Below are 16,735 nucleotides of genomic sequence, written 5' to 3'. Positions count from 1 at the left end.
CTGAAGGACATATCATGCCACGCATTAAAATAGACATGCCTGAGAACTATCTGTTCACCACAGAGATACCCGTGCGTATCAGTGATATCAATTACGGCGGTCATTTAAGCAACGACGCCATGCTCTCGATTATTCACGAAGCCCGTATCCGTTTTTTAAACCAGTATCAGTATTCCGAACTCGACATTGAAGGCTTTGGCATCATCATGACCGATTCAGCTATTGTCTATAAAGCGGAAGGCTTTCACGGCGATGTTTTGCAGGTCAACATAGCGGTAGCCGACTTCAACAAATATGGCTGTGATCTCTACTATCTGCTGGCTAACAAGAAAAATGCCAAAGAAATAGCCCATGCCAAAACCGGCATTGTCTTTTTCGACTATCAGGCGCGCAAAGTAGTACCTGTGCCAGAAGCCTTCAAAGACCGTATGCTGAAAGAGACCTGAGCTTAGTCATCACCATAATCATAATGGATGTGACTGAGGTTTTCAAAGCGGGTGTACTTACCGATAAAGGCTAGGCGCGAGGTCCCTATAGGTCCATTACGCTGTTTACCAATGATGATTTCGGCCACGCCCTTCTCGGGACTGTCTTCGTTATAGACTTCATCCCGGTAGATGAACATGATGACGTCAGCATCCTGCTCGATCGCGCCGGATTCCCTCAGATCGGAGTTAACCGGGCGTTTATTGGGACGGTTTTCCAGGCTTCGGTTCAGCTGTGACAGCGCTACGACCGGGCACTCCATCTCTTTTGCCAGCGCTTTGAGTGAGCGGGAGATTTCGGAGATTTCAGCGGTACGCCCCTCTGATTTACCTGTCTTAATCTGCATCAATTGCAGGTAATCGACCATGATCATGCCCAGATCACCCTGTTCACGAAACACGCGACGAGCACGGGTACGCATCTCATTCGGGCTGATTCCCGCTGTGTCATCAATAAACAGCGGCTTGCCCTTGAGCATATTCACCGCCGTGGTCAGCTTAGGCCAGTCCTCTTCCAGCAACTGCCCGTTACGTACACGCGTCTGATCAATTTTACCCAGCGATGACAACATACGTGTAACCAGCTGATCGGCGGGCATCTCAAGGCTGAATACCAGCACAGGTCGCTGCGTGCCCATCAGCGCATTTTCAACCAGATTCATGGCAAAGGTGGTTTTACCCATGGAGGGTCTGGCCGCTACAATGATCAGATCTGACTTTTGCAACCCGCCAGTACGGGTATCCAGTTCATCAAATCCAGTGGTGACGCCCGTCAAAGCGTCGGCATTATTGAACAGGTGGTCAATACGTTCAACTGCACGCTTGAGCAGGGGGTTAATCGGTTCCGGACCACTTTGATTCGGGCGATTTTCAGCAATTTGAAAGATTTTCTGCTCAGCTTCGTTGAGAATCTCATCAGAAGCCCGGCCCTGGGGCTGAAAAGCGCTGTCGGCAATTTCATTGGCCACATGGATCATCTGACGCAACAGGGCCCGATCACGCACTATTTCAGCATAAGCACGAATATTGCTGGTACTGGGTGTATTACGCGCCAGTTCGACCAGATACTCTAAACCACCTGCACGCTCCAGCTCGCCACCACGATCCAGCTCTTCTGACAGGGTGACTACATCGAATGGACGACTGTCATCGACCAGTTTTTGCAGCATCCGGAACAGCATGCGGTGCTCGGAACGATAAAAGTGGCTGTCGACAAGAATTTCGGAAACGCTATCCCATGCCTGATTATCCAGCATCAAGCCACCCAGCACAGACTGCTCGGCTTCTAGCGAAAAAGGTGGGGTTTTAGCCTGGACGAGAGCGTCCTGGTGCTGTTCAGCAAAATCCATAGTCTTATCTATACCGGTAGGCGGTGAAAACAAGGCTGCATTTTAGCTGGATTGGATTCGCGGGTACAGCGAACTAAGGCAGAAACGCCTGTCTGGATAAACCAGACAGGCATTCAGTGTGCAGGATTACTCAGCGGCAACTGTCAGGGTAATGGTGACAGTGACTTCTGGGTGAAGCTGCAGATCAACGGCGTATTCGCCAAGATGACGGATCGTACCTTCCGGCAGACGCACTTCGCTTTTATCAACCGCATGACCCGTTTCAGTCAGTGCATCAGCAATGTCACGCGTTCCGATAGAACCGAACAGCTTGCCTTCTTCACCGGCTTTGCTAACCATGGTCAGGTGTGCTTCATTCAGCGTTTCACCACGTTCCTGTGCTTCAGCCAGCTTAGCAGCCGCCGCAGCTTCCAGTTCAGCACGGCGCTCTTCAAACTTAGTTACGTTTGCAGCCGTAGCAGCAACCGCTTTACCCTGAGGCACCAGGAAGTTACGTCCGTAGCCTGCTTTTACAGCTACTTTGTCACCCAGCTTGCCTAACTTGCCAATATTTTCGAGCAGAATAACTTCCATCTCGTAAACCTCTTTTTTCTGCAGTAGTTGCAGTATCTTAATTCTTTGCTGGCAGCCTTGCCCGAAGATTCATCAACGAATCTAGCAGCGCAAGAATCACCAACAATGTAACCATATAGGGACCGACAAAAATCAGCGACAGATAAAATGCTGCCAGCCAGCTAGTGTTCAGCCCCCGCTTAGAAACCAGTCCATGTATCAGTGCAATGCCTGCTACCAACAAGGGTAACAGCAGCAGTGTAAACCAGCGCGACATATCCATTCCGGTAATCTGCCCGGACAACAGCAGCGCAACCAGTGCAATCGCAGCAGCCGACGGTAGTCTCAACTGGTGAAACTCCTGCCGAAAACCACCCGGATTAAACAAGGCAGCCTGCCAGCTTCGCGCCAACATCAGACACCCCAGCATAGTGGCCGTCTGAAAGGCACTAACCACACCCAGCAACAAGGTACGAATATCTATATCCGACCAAGCCTGCATGACCGATGCATTTGACGCACGGCGCTCGCTAACCATCTCCTGAACAGCAACGGCAATCTGATCTAACAAATTGCCCAATCCGGCATCCAGAACAACGCTGGTCACTACGCCAATCGGCAGTAGTACCAGTAGTACTTTTTGCCAGGACCTTGTCTGTCTCAGTAAAACAGCCAATAAATATGTCCCAGATATGACCACTAGGGCCGAGGGATCTCCGGATAACATCCAGAAAAAACCCGGCAATAATGCCCAAATCAATAGTTTTACACCCTCTGATACACCCTTACGCAGGGTTATCAGAGCAACCCCCGCTGCACTGACCCAGTAAAGCAGAGGCAACATAGCAGCAACAAGTACCACCATGACCGCCTGACTGCGACCCTTCATTAGCGTTTCTGCCAGGGCTCGCACGACGGTTACCTCCGCAACTTACTCGTGACCGTCAGTGTACGGCAGCAGCGCAATGTAACGGGCACGCTTGATAGCGGTTGCCAGCTGACGCTGGTAACGTGCTTTAGTGCCAGTGATGCGGCTAGGTACAATTTTACCGGTTTCAGTAATATAAGCTTTCAGAGTTTCCAGATCTTTGTAATCGATCTGAGAGACGCCTTCTGCGGTGAAACGACAGAACTTGCGACGACGGAAAAAACGTGCCATTTCCTTTCTCCTGTTAATTCAAATTAATCTTCAGCAGTTTCCTGCTCTGTTTCATCAGCTGACTCGTCATCTTCACGAGGCTGACGCTCAGAGCGCTCTTCACGGCGAGGCTTACGCTCTTCGCGTGACTCAGCTGCCTTGACAGGAGAAACTTCAGTTACGGCTTCCTTACAACGCAGAATCATGCTTCTCAGCACAGCATCGTTGTAACGGAACAGACTTTCCAGCTCATCCAGGGTTTCCTGGTTGCATTCGATGTTCATCAGAACATAGTGGGCTTTATGAGCATTGTTGATCGGGTAAGCCATCTGACGACGACCCCAGTCTTCAAGGCGATGAATCGTGCCTTCAGAACCTTCGATCAAGTTTTTGTAGCGTTCCAGCATAGCAGGAACCTGCTCGCTCTGATTCGGATGAACCAGAAATACGATTTCATAATGACGCATTTTTGCTCCTTACGGTTTTGCAGCCCCCAGATCATTTCATATGATTGAAAGCAAGGAGTTGAACAAATAAAACGGAGTCAGAATTATACGCGTCTATTGACGCAACCACAATCCCGTGCTTAGGCTATTTCGTAACTATGTGTAATCTCCACACCACCGCGTTCCAGCATCAGTGACGCTGAGCAATACTGTTCAGCGGACAGACGTACCGCGCGCTCCACCTGTGTCGGCTTTAAATTTTCACCCGTCACCACAAAATGCACATGAATTTTAGTGAACACGGCCGGCACAGTATCAGCGCGTTCTGAGGTAATTTCAGCACGACAGTCAGTAACCTGCTGGCGAGATTTTTTCAGAATCTGCACCACATCATAGCTGGTGCAACCGCCCAGCCCAAGCAGTATCAGCTCCATCGGACGCGGGCCCTGCTGCTGATCTGCATCGATCATTACCTCAAAACCACTACCACTGGTAGCTTTAAAACGCAGCTCACCATCCCATTGTATACTGGCTTTCATTGGTCACTTATCCTCTTAAGTCGGCCTGCTCAATCAAACAGCGCCCGTAGTTTTTCGCCTGGATCGGTGGCACGCATAAACGCCTCTCCAACCAGAAAGCCTTGTACGCCACGCTCACGCATTTGCGCCACATCATCAGGTGTATTGATACCACTTTCAGTGACGACTAAACGATCCGCCGGAATACTAGCCAGCAAATCAAAGGTATTATTCAGTGACACCTCAAAGCTGTGCAGATCACGGTTATTAATACCTAGCAGCCGGGTGTTCAACGGCAGAGCTCGCTGCAACTCGTCAGCCCCATGCACTTCAACCAGCACATCCATTCCCAACTGCTGCGTCAGTTCTGACAACTCGGCCAGTTGCACATCACTCAATGCGGCGACGATTAACAGAATACAATCAGCACCCAGCGCTCGGGCTTCATAGATCTGATAAGGATCAACGATAAAATCCTTGCGGATTACCGGTAAGCTACAAGCCGCGCGTGCCAGCTGCAAATTACGGTCCGAGCCCATAAAAAAGTCTTGATCCGTCAGCACCGACAAGCAACTGGCACCGGCCGCTGCATAACTGCGGGCAATTTCAGCCGGATCAAAATTTTCGCGGATAACACCCTTGGATGGGCTGGCCTTCTTAGCTTCCGCTATAATTGCCGCACGCCCCTGCGCAATAGCCGCTTCCAACGCTGCAACAAAACCACGTGGATCGGTTTCGCTGCCGCGCTGCGCATCTATACGCGCTTGCAATTGCGCAATGGAAACCTGCGCTAGTCGCTCCGTAACTTCTTCATGTTTACGGGCTATGATTTTTTTTAAAATAGTAGGCGTCGCGTTCATGAATCAGCCTTAACATACTGCTGACTAAAATGCGCCAGCGCTTCCATTTTCTTCAAGGCACTGCCATTCAACATGAGCTCCATCGCTCTGGCAACACCCGCTTTATGAGACTCAGCTTCCCCGGCCAGCCAGATGGCGGCACCGGCATTTAATGCAATAATCGACCGCGCTTTTTCAGCCATGGGGGCCGTATCACCGGAAAAAGCCGCACGTATCAGGTTCAACGAATCCAGGGCCGTTTCCACTTCCAGCCCGATCAGACTCTGACTATTAACGCCAAGCTTTTCTGGTGTAATGCTGTACTCGGTTATAAACCCATCTTTCAATTCAGCCACATGTGTTGCTGTAGCCAGGCTGATCTCGTCCAAACCATCATCAGCATGCACCACCATCACCCGCTCAGCACCCAACTGCTGCATCACTTCCGCCATCGGGCGGCACAAGGGCTTACTGAACACGCCAATAACCAAGCGCTTAACACCGGCCGGATTGGTCATAGGCCCGAGAATGTTGAAGATCGTGCGGATACCCAAGGCCTTACGTACACCTATGGCATGGCGCATCGCCCCATGATGAGCTGGCGCAAACATAAAACCTACACCGACCTGATCTATACAGGCCGCGACCTGAACCGCATCCAGATTAAGATTAATACCAGCGGCTTCCAACACATCAGCACTGCCACTACTAGAGGAAACGGCACGATTGCCATGCTTGGCAACACCAATGCCAGCCGCCGAAGCCACGAAGGCAGACGCAGAAGAAATATTAAACAGGTTAGCACCGTCACCGCCGGTACCGACGATATCTACCAGGTTCTGCGATTGAGCCTTGACCGGCGTCGCCAGTTCACGCATCACCTGCGCCGCGCCGGCAATTTCATCAATCGACTCACTTTTCATCCGCAAGGCTACCAAAAAGGCCCCCATTTGCGCTTCATTGCACTGACCGGTCATGATCTGACGCATGACATCCACCATCTGCGCACGGCTAAGATCCAAGTGTTCTACTACCCAGCTCAGCGCTTCTTGTATATGCATTCTTCAATCTCTCCTGTCAGGAAACAGCAGCAACAGGCTGCTGCAAAAAATTAGCCAGTAGTGCGTGCCCTTGCTGCGTCAAAATGGCCTCCGGGTGAAACTGCACCCCTTCAATAGCCAGATTGCTATGTCTAACTGCCATGATTTCATCAATCCGCCCGTCATCATGTTGCGTCCAGGCGGTCACTTTCAGACACGCTGGCAGACAATCCGGGTCCAATACCAACGAATGGTAACGAGCAACCTGGAATGGATTCGGTAACCCGCGAAACATCCCTTGACCGGCATGATAAACAAACGACGTTTTACCATGCATCACCTGCCGCGCCCGTATTACTCGTCCACCAAAGGCTTGACCAATACTCTGATGCCCAAGACAAACCCCCAGCACTGGTATCCGACCAGCAAAGTGCTCTATAGCCGCCACTGAAATACCGGCTTCAGTTGGTGTACAGGGACCCGGTGAAATCAACAGGTAATCAGGTGAACGATCTTCAATACCGGCCAGGGTAATTTTATCATTACGCACAACCTCTACTACCTGACCTAATTCACGCAAATAGCGCACCAGATTCCAGGTAAAACTGTCATAATTATCAATCACCAGCAGCATGCTTGCACCATCAGCCCACCATCTACAAAACGCCGAATACAGCGCTGCCTGCACCCAAACACGCTAGAATAGTGCAAATGCTGCAACACCGAAACCCTTTACCCACTTTTACAGCCGCTGGTTCATGTTACAGTCAGCTAACTTATTGATAATTTATTATAGCAATTTCTTCTTATACTGAGCAGGACCTTCTTATGTCAGCAACACGCCCTCGTGCCTTATATCGTCAGGCCAATTTTTACATCACACTTTTGTTGCTATTGCTGTTAGGCGGCTGCACAACATCACCCACTGGTCGCTCACAATTCACCATGTTCAGTGAGCAGCAGATGGCTAGCATCGGACAGGCCAACTTTCAGCAAATGAAGCAAGAGGAAAAAATTTATCGCCATCCAGCAACACAGAACTATGTGCAATGTGTTTCAAATTCGCTGTTTGCTGTCAGCGGCACACCTGGTAACTGGGAAGTCGTAGTATTTGACGATGACAGCCCTAATGCCTTTGCCCTGCCTGGCCAGAAAATTGGCGTCTACCGTGGCATGCTCAAGATAGCAGACACCCCTGCCAGACTCGCCTCGGTTATTGGCCACGAAATTGCTCACGTTCAGGCTAGGCATGGTAATGAACGTGCCAGCTCAACGCTGGCCACGCAAATGGGACTGTCACTAGCCAGCGCGGCGTTAGCGACTCAAGATGGTTCGGACGAGCGCATTATGGCCGCACTGGGACTGGGGGCCCAAGTGGGCATTTTACTGCCTTTTTCCCGCCAACATGAGACCGAAGCCGACCTGATCGGGCTGGATTTGATGGCCAAAGCCGGATTTGATCCACGTGAAAGCATCGCACTATGGGAAAATATGCGCACCAATGCCAGCGGTAGCCCAGTCGAGTTTTTATCTACCCATCCAGGGCACGCCACCCGCATTCGCACTTTGCAGAATGCCATGCCAACGGCTCTGCAAACCTATGAAGCCGCCTTACGCCAAGGTCGAAAACCCCGCTGCTCGGCACCCTAAATCGCCCGCAACAAGCAAAACGACCGCCTCAAGGGCGGTCGTTTTAACTACGAAGCGAGTACAGGTACATCAGTCACGCAAAATGGATACGTCTTCAGCCTGCAGGCCCTTATCACTTTGACGCACATAGAACCTCACTCGCTGACCTTCATTCAATGAACGATGACCCCGTCCGCGGATATTTCTAAAATGTACGAAGACATCATCACCATTTTCACGGGTAATGAAACCAAAGCCTTTAGACACATTAAACCACTTAACACTACCTGCTTCACGGTCATCATTCTCACTGATATAGTCGTCTTCCTCATCATCCAGCTGGGCATTGGCCGGACGAGCAGATTGAGAAACAGACGCCAGACTGACAGATGCACTCAGTACAAAGCCAGCAATCAGTGTCAACACAAAAGCAACCGCAGTAACAACCCACAGATTACCTGAATACGCCTGTGCAAGACCGGCACCGGCTGCGACAATAACAGCAAAAATGATCGTTTTTATCAATTGATTACCACTCATTTATCTTATCTCTTTCACTTTTCACAACAGATTAATTATATTCATCAAGCGGTCAGGGCAAGATTCCCTCTTTTCTGACAAAACTTCCTTAAACCGCCAAACGAACAAGATATATATTATTTTGCGCTTTTTTTCAATGCGTTATACATAAGATGTCAGACTTAGTACAATATTAGCCCAGCCATCCCTGACACAGGAGAGCCATACCATGTCAGATTCAACGCCGCTACACAACCTGGAAGCTCGTGTCGCCTTTCAGGAAGAGGCCATTGATCAGCTCAGCAATGCACTGGCAAGACAAGAGCTGGATCTGGAAAAAATGTCACGCATGATTCATCATCTCAGCCAACGGATCAGAGAACTCAGTGACGGCAATCCGCTGGGTGAAGATAACCAGCCACCACCGCACTATTGAGTTCAACATGACAATCAGCACCACAGCCTACCGCTTACTACTGAAGTTATTAATCCGTGACAGGGTAACTGGCAGCGGCACCTTGAGCCAGCATCCAGATACTATCTACGTACTGGAGAAACCCTTTACAGCAGACAGATTGATACTGGAAAACCGCTTCAGAAAACTGCACAGTAACTACCGTGCAGAGCAACTCACAGCTGTCGACAATCAGAATCCCGAAGCCCTTCGTCAGCAGATCGAAAACCTCGCAGCCTTGCAACGTAATGAGCCTGACCGTGACATTCGCCTGCAACCGATCATGGTACTAGCAGGCCACATGCCGACTAACGACAAACCGATGCTCCGTGCATCCCTATCTGAAAGCTGGGCCAGTAGCGGCAGCGCGCTGCGCCTATTTAAACTCTTGCTCAATGGCCGCTCTACCCTGATCCGTATTGATGAACCGCTGGTACTGAACGATTTGATTAAACCCGGTATCAGTGACACTGAAGTCGCCCGACGGGCAGTCTGGGTATTACGAACGCATTTTCAACGCTGTCGACAGGCTATTCTTGGTCCGGATCTGTCACACCGCCGCACCCTGATGCAACAAGTACTTGACGCACCGGACGTTGGCTTGGCCATTACCGACGCCGCCTTGCGCCAGGGCATCTCGCCACAGAAAATGGAACGACAACTGGCTGACGTCCTCAGCAAAATCATGGCTGACTTTAACCCACCCACCGCCAGAGTTCTCAATCGCCTGATCAGTTTTTTGCTGGGCCGCCTGTTCAGCCGCATTAATATTCAGGGAACTGAACAGATTCAACAACTGGCGCTGACCCATAACCTAGTCTATCTGCCCTGTCACCGCAGCCATCTTGACTACATACTGCTGTCCTGGTTGCTTTACCGTCATGGCCTGATGGTGCCTCATGTTGTTGCGGGCGACAATCTGGACATGCCGTTTATTGGTAATTTACTGCGTCGTGGTGGCGCGATATTCATGCGCCGACGCTTTCGTGATGATCCGCTCTACACCACTGTGTTCAGGCGCTACATGATGCTGATGATGCACCGCGGACATAGCATAGAATATTTCATTGAAGGAGGCCGGAGCCGAAGCGGACGCTTACTTTCACCCAAAACCGGACTATTAAAAATGACCCTGGAAGCCTGGTCACAGGATACTGCTCGCCCCATGGCACTGATTCCGGTCTCCATCAGCTACGACCGACTAGTCGAGGGGCGCAGCTATCAGCGCGAGCTGTCAGGTGCAGGTAAAGTTCGAGAAAACCTTCTGAGCACGCTTAAATCACTGCGCATTCTGTTTCAGCGCTATGGTGAAGTCAGCATCAGCTTTGCGCAGCCAATCAAGCTTGAACAACACCCTGACACCCCGCTGGATCAACAGGTCAACCACCTGGGTCAACAAGTGATGGAACGCATCAACGCAGCGTTTATGCCATCACAAATATCACTCATCGCCAGCCTGCTACTTTCCGCACCCGGGCAGCAAATGCGTGAAGCCGAGCTGCTGATGCGGCTGGAGGAACTCGGCAGACTGCTTCAACAGAATGGTGCAAGCCTACCAAACAACCTTCCTAGAGACTGGATTAAAGCCGCCGTTCAACGCAAACAGATCACCCGAGGACAGAATGCTGTTTCCCTGTCGCCCGAACAGGCCGCTGAACTCACGTTTTACCGTAACATGCTGATGCACAAATTAATTTTACCCGGCCTTGTGTTGCTTTTTCAGCGCCGCTTATGCCGATCTGGTACCAGCACGCAAACCCGTTTGATCAGAGCACTTTATCCTTACATCCGTGCAGAACTGAGCTTACCCGATCCGCAGCAGGATCAGGATCTGCTACTGATCCGTAAAGCCAGGGAAAATCTAATTCAACAGCAGTTGATGTCGATCGAAGATGAGGCGCCACCTCCTCTGAGCGCACACCTGATACGCTTGGCCGAGCCGGTACTGTTACGTCAGTACTTACTCATCCGAGTGCTTGTTCAACTGCAGCAAACCACCGAGACAGAGCTGATGGAAACCACCCGTGAGCTGGCGCTGCACTTGCATCAGGAATATGGCTATGCGGCACCAGAGTATGCCGACCAACGGGTATTTGAAGACATCACGACACAGCTGCTCAGTCAAGGCTTGATATTGGGAGAGCCGAATGAATTAAGACCGGCTCAGCAGCTCAGCAGCCTGATACGACTGGGTAAAAAACTACTACCGGACAGTCTGGTAACCAAAGCAGATAACTGGCTAAAAGGGGCTTGATTCAGAAAAGTTTTTTCAAACTATAGACATCGTAGCGACTGCTTTTCCCTTCCAGACGAAAGGCAGGCTCACGCTGCAACAGACAAGGTGCTTTACGTGGGCGTTTCACCACGACACGGCATTGCGCCACCGCCAAGGCGGCTTCCAGCAACCCATCCGCATCGGCATCATCACCGACTAAATCCCTGAACAACAGCATCTCTTTCTTGACTAGTGCGGTCTTATCCCGATGCGGAAACATAGGATCCAGATAAACAACCTGTGGGCGCATAGACTCGGATAAAGACGCCTGTTGCTGTAACCAGTCAAGGGCATCTGCATGCACTAAAGCCATGCGTGAGATGATCTCTTTCAGCTCATAATGCTCAGCTGCACGCACCAGCCCGTCTTCCAGCAACAGATGCACCAGCGCAGAACGTTCAACCAGCTGCACCTGACAGCCAAGACTTGCCAACACAAACGCATCACGCCCTAAACCGGCAGTGACATCAGCCACACTCGGTCGGATACCTTTTGCGAGACCACAGGCTTTGGCAATCATTTGCCCCTGCCCGCCCCCGAACTGACGGCGATGAGCCACAGCCCCACTGACAAAATCAGCCCGTACCGGCCCTGGTGGTTTTTTGCCACACATTTGCAATGCAAGGCCCGACGCATCACAGAGCAACAAGTAAGCAAAAGGCAGATCCTGCAAAGACACTAGCTGAACCACTGGCACCTTAAGCTGAGCTGCCAGAAGCTCGGCTCTGGCAGCAAAAGCAGACTCCTGCCAGCCACAGGCCAGCAAGGCTTGTTCTGATTGCACCCTAAGCCAGCTCCGGTAAGTTGAAATAGATGAATAGCAACACAACACCAAGTACCACTCTATAAACTACAAAAGGCATCATGCCAATACGAGCTATCCACTTCAGAAACAGATGGATACATGTCCAGGCACTGATACCAGCGATCACCGCACCAGCAAACAGCATTTCCAGTGGCAGAATACTTTGTCCCGAAGTAATTCGGGTCGCCATCATCACACAAGCACCAAGTGTCACCGGAATGGAGAGCAAAAATGAAAAGCGTGCTGCTGTAGCTCGATCAAAACCAAGTATCAAGGCAGCGGTAATCGTCGCACCTGAACGTGAAGTGCCAGGAATCAACGCCATCGCCTGCGCCAAACCTATCCAGATGGCATCTCTGACTTTCAAATGGCCAATATCGCGCTGTTCTTTGCGCTGCATATCAGCCCACGCCATCACCGCAGCAAACAGCAAAGTTGTCGCTGCAATCACCAGAATTGAACGTCCCCAGGTTTCGATCAGGCTGACAAAAAAGAAGCCAGCAATCACCGCCGGAATCGTACCCAGAACCACCAACCAGCTCAGCGTCCCATCCGCACTCTGATGCCCTCGGATAGACGCTATCCAGGCAAAGAACATCCGGGTCAGATCATGGCGAAAGTACACTAGTACCGCACAGAGCGTACCCAAATGCACACCGACATCAAATGCCAATCCTTGATCTTCCCAATTGAGCAGTTGAGCAGGCAGTATCAAGTGCGCAGAACTTGAAATTGGCAAAAACTCAGACAAGCCCTGTATCAAAGCCAATACAGCAACTTGAATCCATTCACTAATAGGCATTATTGATCCTTCTTCTTCCAGGCTACTTGATCTCTGAGATAAACAGGCTGCGCATCCTCTGGTGCCATCACAGCGCCAGCCTGCAGTTCAATCATCGCCAATTTCAACATACTGGCCGCATGGGGATAACACTCACTATCCACCTGTTGGAATTGTCTGATACTTTCGGGAGGCATTTGTTCCACATAACGCAAACCACTGCCCACAGCGACCAACACCGACTCAAATTCATTCAGCCGCACCGCTGCCGGAGAGGACACTGACTCAGCTTGAAGCACTTGAATACCATCACCGTTACGCGCACATACCGACCAATACACTTCATCCATGCGTGCATCCAGTGCCGCCAAAACCACAGCCTCTGGATAGCGATCTGTTGCGTCCAGCGCCAGTGCGCTTAGGGTTGAAACAGGAATCAGGGGTAAATCAGCCGCTAGCGCCAAACCTTGCGCCGCACCTGTAGCAATACGAATACCAGCAAAAGAACCAGGCCCACGCCCAAAGGCAATCGCATCCAGATCCTGTACACGCAAGCCTGAATCAGCCAGCATTGCATCCACCATCGGCAGCAACAGGTGGGTATGTCGACGCGGCTCGATGCGAAAATCCTCACGCACCGACTGCCCATCCATTAAGGCTACAGAACAGGCATCCGTTGAGGTATCCAAAGCCAGTATTCGTGTCATAAATATGTTTCTCCCCAGCGCGGCAGCAACGTCTGCTCGATACCCAATTGATTAAGAATACGTGCCACCACAAAGTCGACCATGGCTTCGACACTGTCTGGTCGGTGATAAAAACCGGGCGAAGCCGGCAGAATCACAACCCCTTGCTGTGAAAGCTTGAGCATGTGTTCCAGATGAACAGTGGAATAGGGTGCCTCGCGTGGTACCAAAATCAATTTTCGACGCTCTTTCAGCGCCACATCAGCAGCACGTTCAATCAAATTATTACTGGCACCCGTAGCTATAGCAGACAGGCTGCCGGTACTGCAGGGACACACCACCATCGCTGACGGAGCACCAGAACCTGACGCCACCGGTGCCAGCCACTGCTCGCGACCAAATACCCGCAACTGATCAGGCTTCGCTTGATAATGTGCGGACAAAAAGGTTTGTTGAGCGTCCGGAGTACCCGGCAGATTAATATCGGTTTCTGTTGCCACGACCACCTGGGCCGCTTTGGAAACCATCATCATCACCTGATAGTCAGCTTGCAACAAGCACTGCAGCAGGCGCAAACCATACTGCACACCCGACGCACCTGTCAGAGCCAGCGTCACACGCCCTTTAAACGCATCAGTCATTCGGCAGCTCCTTAAGAGCGGTCAAAAGTTTAGTATGAATACCCGCAAAGCCGCCATTGGACATGATCACCAGATGCATGCCTGGGCGAGCTTGTTGCACCAGTCGCTTAACCAATTGATCTATATCGCCATAGACCTCCGAGGGCACCGGACAGGCAGCGGCAAGCGACGCCAGGGACCAGTCCATCGCCGGCGGTTGATACCAGAAAACCTGATCAGCCTGCTGAGTCGATGCCATCAACCTGTCACTATGTGAGCCCAGGCGCATGGTATTGGAACGCGGTTCAATTACCGCTACCAAGGGGGCGTCACCAATCTGGGCACGCAGCCCTGCCAGTGTAGTCGCAATGGCGGTGGGATGGTGAGCAAAATCATCGTACACACTCACCCCACCGACCTGCCCCAACAGCTCCATACGTCGCTTGACGCCGGAAAAGGCGCTCAGTGCCTGAATAGCCTGCGACGGCAGCACACCAACATGGCGTGCGGCGACCAGAGCATTCAAGCCATTCATGACATTGTGATCACCGCTAAGCGACCAACTGACTTCACCCAGTTTTTCTCCCTGATGGTACACAGCGAAGCAACTACCATCCGGCTGCAGCAACTGCGCTGACCACTCGGCCTGGCTGTTCAAGCCAGTGAGTTGTTGTTCACTCCAGCAGCCCATTTCGACCACTTCATCCAGTGCCGCCACTCCAGCTGGGCGTATCAACAACCCTTTACCCGGCACCAGGCGATTCAGGTGATGGAACTGTCGCTGAATCGCCGCCAGATCCGGGAAAATGTCAGCATGATCATATTCCAAGTTATTCATAATCAGCGTGCGCGGTTGATAATGAACAAACTTGGAACGCTTATCGAAAAAGGCGGTATCGTATTCATCGGCTTCGATCACAAAAAATGGCGTTTCACCCAACCTGGCAGAGCAGTCAAAGCCTTGCGGTACACCACCAATCAGAAACCCGGGTGCCATACCGGCCTGATCCAGAATCCAGGCCAGCATGGTCGCTGTCGTCGTTTTACCATGTGTTCCGGCAACGGCCAACACCCAGCGCCCGGGCAGCAGATGGTCATGCAACCACTGCGGACCAGAGGTATAAGGTAGCCCCTGTTCTAACATGTACTCAACACAGGGATTACCGCGAGACATGGCATTACCCACAATAATCAGATCCGGAGCCGGTCGTAACTGGGCAGGATCATAGCCTTGAATCAACTCAATGCCCTGTGTTTCTAATTGCGTACTCATGGGCGGATAGACGTTTTGATCCGAACCGGTCACTCGATGACCCGCTTCCCGCGCCAATATAGCCAGCGATCCCATGAAGGTTCCGCAGATACCAAGAATATGAATATGCACCTTTAAATCCGTCCTCAGAAAAACGTCTCAGATCATAACAGTTTTACCTAAATCTGTTTATCCCTTACGCAAACGCAGCATTGTCTTTTTTTAGCCAGACGTGATTATGCATTTGTACCTTTTTTCGCGTACAATCGATGCTATTGTAAGGAACACACACATCTGCCTGTAATTCATGCTGGGGACCGAGCACGCCATGCAACTGCTGAGCAATTTTCTTAAGCACAAAAAAATCGACACTGAACTCATTGAGCTCATTGATACCCTCATGCTTGCCTGCAAGGAAATTGCGCTGCAACTGCGTGAAGGAGAGCTAGCTGGTGTGCTGGGCATATCAGACAATACCAATGTTCAGGGCGAAACTCAGAAAAAACTCGATATTATCGCCAATGAAATCCTGAAAAAAGTTCTTTTGGATAACCCGTTGGTACGTGGAGTAGCCTCTGAAGAAGAGGATCATGCGGTCTTCGGCAATCCCGAAGGACGGTTTCTGGTTACGTTTGACCCGCTGGATGGTTCATCCAATATAGATATCAATGTATCTGTTGGCACCATTTTCTCGGTATTGGAAGCACCACAGGGTGAACATGAAGATTCCGATTCGTTGTTTCTACAACCAGGCACCCAACAGCTGGCAGCAGGCTATGTCCTCTACGGACCGCATGCCGTTCTGTCCTTGACCACTGGTGACGGTGTCAACATGTTTACCCTGGCACATACGGGTGACTTCCTGCTAACGCAGGAAGATGTGACCGTACCGGAAACAACAGCTGAGTTTGCCATCAACATGTCCAACCAGCGTTTCTGGGAACCCGCCATGCGCAGCTATATTGATGACCTTCTGGCAGGCACCGAAGGCCCCCGCGCGCAAAACTACAATATGCGCTGGATCGCCTCGATGGTGGCTGAAGTGCATCGTATTCTGACCCGAGGCGGCATGTTTACCTACCCCTGGGATTCGCGCGATCCGAAAAAACCCGGCAAGCTCCGCTTGATGTACGAGGGCAATCCGATGAGCATGCTGATTGAACAGGCAGGCGGTGTATCCAGTACCTGCTATGAGCGCATCATGGAAATTCAGCCTGAGCACATACATCAGCGTGTATCCGTGGCACTGGGATCACGTGATGAAGTTAAAGCGCTGGTCGAGTACCACCAAAAACCTGAGTGAAAAATAACAGGCTGACTGACCCTAAGTCGTATAGCGAGCGTGCA

20 protein-coding genes are annotated in these 16,735 nt (G+C 51.1%); 5 read left to right on the top strand and 15 right to left on the bottom strand.

What is annotated here, in order from left to right:
• The first annotated feature begins 14 nt into the window (after positions 1–14).
• Positions 15–446 carry an acyl-CoA thioesterase gene (locus ACN0R1_RS02450; protein ID WP_417579575.1) on the top strand — a complete coding sequence of 144 codons (432 nt, stop codon included), beginning with the start codon at positions 15–17 and terminating at the stop codon, positions 444–446.
• 2 nt (positions 447–448) lie between these two features.
• Here ACN0R1_RS02450 and dnaB read toward each other — a convergent pair whose 3' ends face one another.
• From dnaB to ACN0R1_RS02405, 9 genes are all read right to left on the bottom strand, one after another.
• On the bottom strand, positions 449–1,834 hold the full coding sequence (gene dnaB, locus ACN0R1_RS02445; RefSeq protein WP_417579573.1) for a replicative DNA helicase: 1,386 nt from the start codon (positions 1,832–1,834) through the stop codon (positions 449–451).
• Between the two features lie 126 nt (positions 1,835–1,960).
• Positions 1,961–2,407 (bottom strand): 50S ribosomal protein L9, encoded by a 447-nt coding sequence (gene rplI, locus ACN0R1_RS02440; RefSeq protein WP_417579571.1) that lies wholly within the window; start codon positions 2,405–2,407, stop codon positions 1,961–1,963.
• A gap of 37 nt (positions 2,408–2,444) precedes the next feature.
• Complete coding sequence (locus tag ACN0R1_RS02435) at positions 2,445–3,299, bottom strand: hypothetical protein (protein ID WP_417579569.1); 855 nt, start codon at positions 3,297–3,299, stop codon at positions 2,445–2,447.
• A gap of 18 nt (positions 3,300–3,317) precedes the next feature.
• Positions 3,318–3,545 carry a 30S ribosomal protein S18 gene (rpsR, locus tag ACN0R1_RS02430; RefSeq protein WP_036547161.1) on the bottom strand — a complete coding sequence of 76 codons (228 nt, stop codon included), beginning with the start codon at positions 3,543–3,545 and terminating at the stop codon, positions 3,318–3,320.
• Positions 3,546–3,568: 23 nt separating this feature from the next.
• Complete coding sequence (rpsF, locus tag ACN0R1_RS02425; protein WP_417579567.1) at positions 3,569–3,991, bottom strand: 30S ribosomal protein S6; 423 nt, start codon at positions 3,989–3,991, stop codon at positions 3,569–3,571.
• 119 nt (positions 3,992–4,110) lie between these two features.
• Positions 4,111–4,509 (bottom strand): OsmC family protein, encoded by a 399-nt coding sequence (locus ACN0R1_RS02420; protein ID WP_417579565.1) that lies wholly within the window; start codon positions 4,507–4,509, stop codon positions 4,111–4,113.
• A gap of 29 nt (positions 4,510–4,538) precedes the next feature.
• A complete protein-coding gene (trpC, locus tag ACN0R1_RS02415; protein WP_417579563.1) occupies positions 4,539–5,348 on the bottom strand; it encodes an indole-3-glycerol phosphate synthase TrpC in 810 nt (269 codons plus the stop codon).
• Positions 5,345–6,388 (bottom strand): anthranilate phosphoribosyltransferase, encoded by a 1,044-nt coding sequence (gene trpD, locus ACN0R1_RS02410; protein WP_417579561.1) that lies wholly within the window; start codon positions 6,386–6,388, stop codon positions 5,345–5,347. Before trpD ends, trpC begins: the two co-directional genes overlap by 4 nt.
• A gap of 16 nt (positions 6,389–6,404) precedes the next feature.
• Positions 6,405–7,001 carry an anthranilate synthase component II gene (locus tag ACN0R1_RS02405; RefSeq protein WP_417579559.1) on the bottom strand — a complete coding sequence of 199 codons (597 nt, stop codon included), beginning with the start codon at positions 6,999–7,001 and terminating at the stop codon, positions 6,405–6,407.
• A gap of 194 nt (positions 7,002–7,195) precedes the next feature.
• Here ACN0R1_RS02405 and ACN0R1_RS02400 point away from each other — a divergent pair, with 194 nt between their 5' ends.
• Entirely contained in the window at positions 7,196–8,017 is an 822-nt protein-coding gene (locus tag ACN0R1_RS02400; RefSeq protein WP_417579557.1) for a M48 family metallopeptidase, read from the top strand.
• A gap of 69 nt (positions 8,018–8,086) precedes the next feature.
• Here the strand turns inward: ACN0R1_RS02400 and ACN0R1_RS02395 are convergent, their stop codons facing one another.
• Positions 8,087–8,536: a cold-shock protein gene (locus ACN0R1_RS02395; RefSeq protein ID WP_417579555.1), complete on the bottom strand. Its 450-nt coding sequence runs from the start codon at positions 8,534–8,536 to the stop codon at positions 8,087–8,089.
• Positions 8,537–8,744: 208 nt separating this feature from the next.
• On the opposite strand from ACN0R1_RS02395, the gene ACN0R1_RS02390 reads away from it, so the two are divergent.
• Positions 8,745–8,951, top strand: a complete 207-nt coding sequence (locus ACN0R1_RS02390; protein ID WP_417579553.1) for a SlyX family protein — start codon at positions 8,745–8,747, stop codon at positions 8,949–8,951.
• A gap of 7 nt (positions 8,952–8,958) precedes the next feature.
• The gene (locus tag ACN0R1_RS02385; RefSeq protein WP_417579551.1) at positions 8,959–11,223 is read left to right on the top strand and encodes a 1-acyl-sn-glycerol-3-phosphate acyltransferase; all 2,265 of its coding nucleotides are present in this window, start codon (positions 8,959–8,961) and stop codon (positions 11,221–11,223) included.
• A 1-nt stretch (position 11,224) separates the two neighbouring features.
• Here the strand turns inward: ACN0R1_RS02385 and ACN0R1_RS02380 are convergent, their stop codons facing one another.
• From ACN0R1_RS02380 to mpl, 5 genes are read right to left on the bottom strand one after another with little or no spacing between them, the layout of a single operon-like run.
• Positions 11,225–12,028, bottom strand: a complete 804-nt coding sequence (locus tag ACN0R1_RS02380) for a class I SAM-dependent methyltransferase (RefSeq protein ID WP_417579549.1) — start codon at positions 12,026–12,028, stop codon at positions 11,225–11,227.
• Between the two features lies 1 nt (position 12,029).
• Entirely contained in the window at positions 12,030–12,851 is an 822-nt protein-coding gene (locus tag ACN0R1_RS02375) for an undecaprenyl-diphosphate phosphatase (protein ID WP_417579547.1), read from the bottom strand.
• Entirely contained in the window at positions 12,851–13,537 is a 687-nt protein-coding gene (gene tsaB, locus ACN0R1_RS02370) for a tRNA (adenosine(37)-N6)-threonylcarbamoyltransferase complex dimerization subunit type 1 TsaB (RefSeq protein WP_417579545.1), read from the bottom strand. The genes ACN0R1_RS02375 and tsaB overlap by 1 nt, the downstream gene beginning before the upstream one ends.
• Positions 13,534–14,157, bottom strand: a complete 624-nt coding sequence (locus ACN0R1_RS02365) for a flavin prenyltransferase UbiX (RefSeq protein WP_417579543.1) — start codon at positions 14,155–14,157, stop codon at positions 13,534–13,536. The genes tsaB and ACN0R1_RS02365 overlap by 4 nt, the downstream gene beginning before the upstream one ends.
• Positions 14,150–15,520: a UDP-N-acetylmuramate:L-alanyl-gamma-D-glutamyl-meso-diaminopimelate ligase gene (gene mpl, locus ACN0R1_RS02360; RefSeq protein ID WP_417579541.1), complete on the bottom strand. Its 1,371-nt coding sequence runs from the start codon at positions 15,518–15,520 to the stop codon at positions 14,150–14,152. The genes ACN0R1_RS02365 and mpl overlap by 8 nt, the downstream gene beginning before the upstream one ends.
• A 196-nt stretch (positions 15,521–15,716) precedes the next feature.
• Here mpl and ACN0R1_RS02355 point away from each other — a divergent pair, with 196 nt between their 5' ends.
• A complete protein-coding gene (locus ACN0R1_RS02355; RefSeq protein ID WP_417579539.1) occupies positions 15,717–16,691 on the top strand; it encodes a class 1 fructose-bisphosphatase in 975 nt (324 codons plus the stop codon).
• The last annotated feature ends 44 nt before the right edge of the window (positions 16,692–16,735 follow it).

The organism is Nitrincola sp. (assembly GCF_048264025.1).
Lineage (GTDB): Bacteria > Pseudomonadota > Gammaproteobacteria > Pseudomonadales > Balneatricaceae > Nitrincola.
The sequence above is the reverse complement of the archived record's forward strand: the minus strand, read 5'-3'. Positions and strand labels throughout refer to the sequence as shown.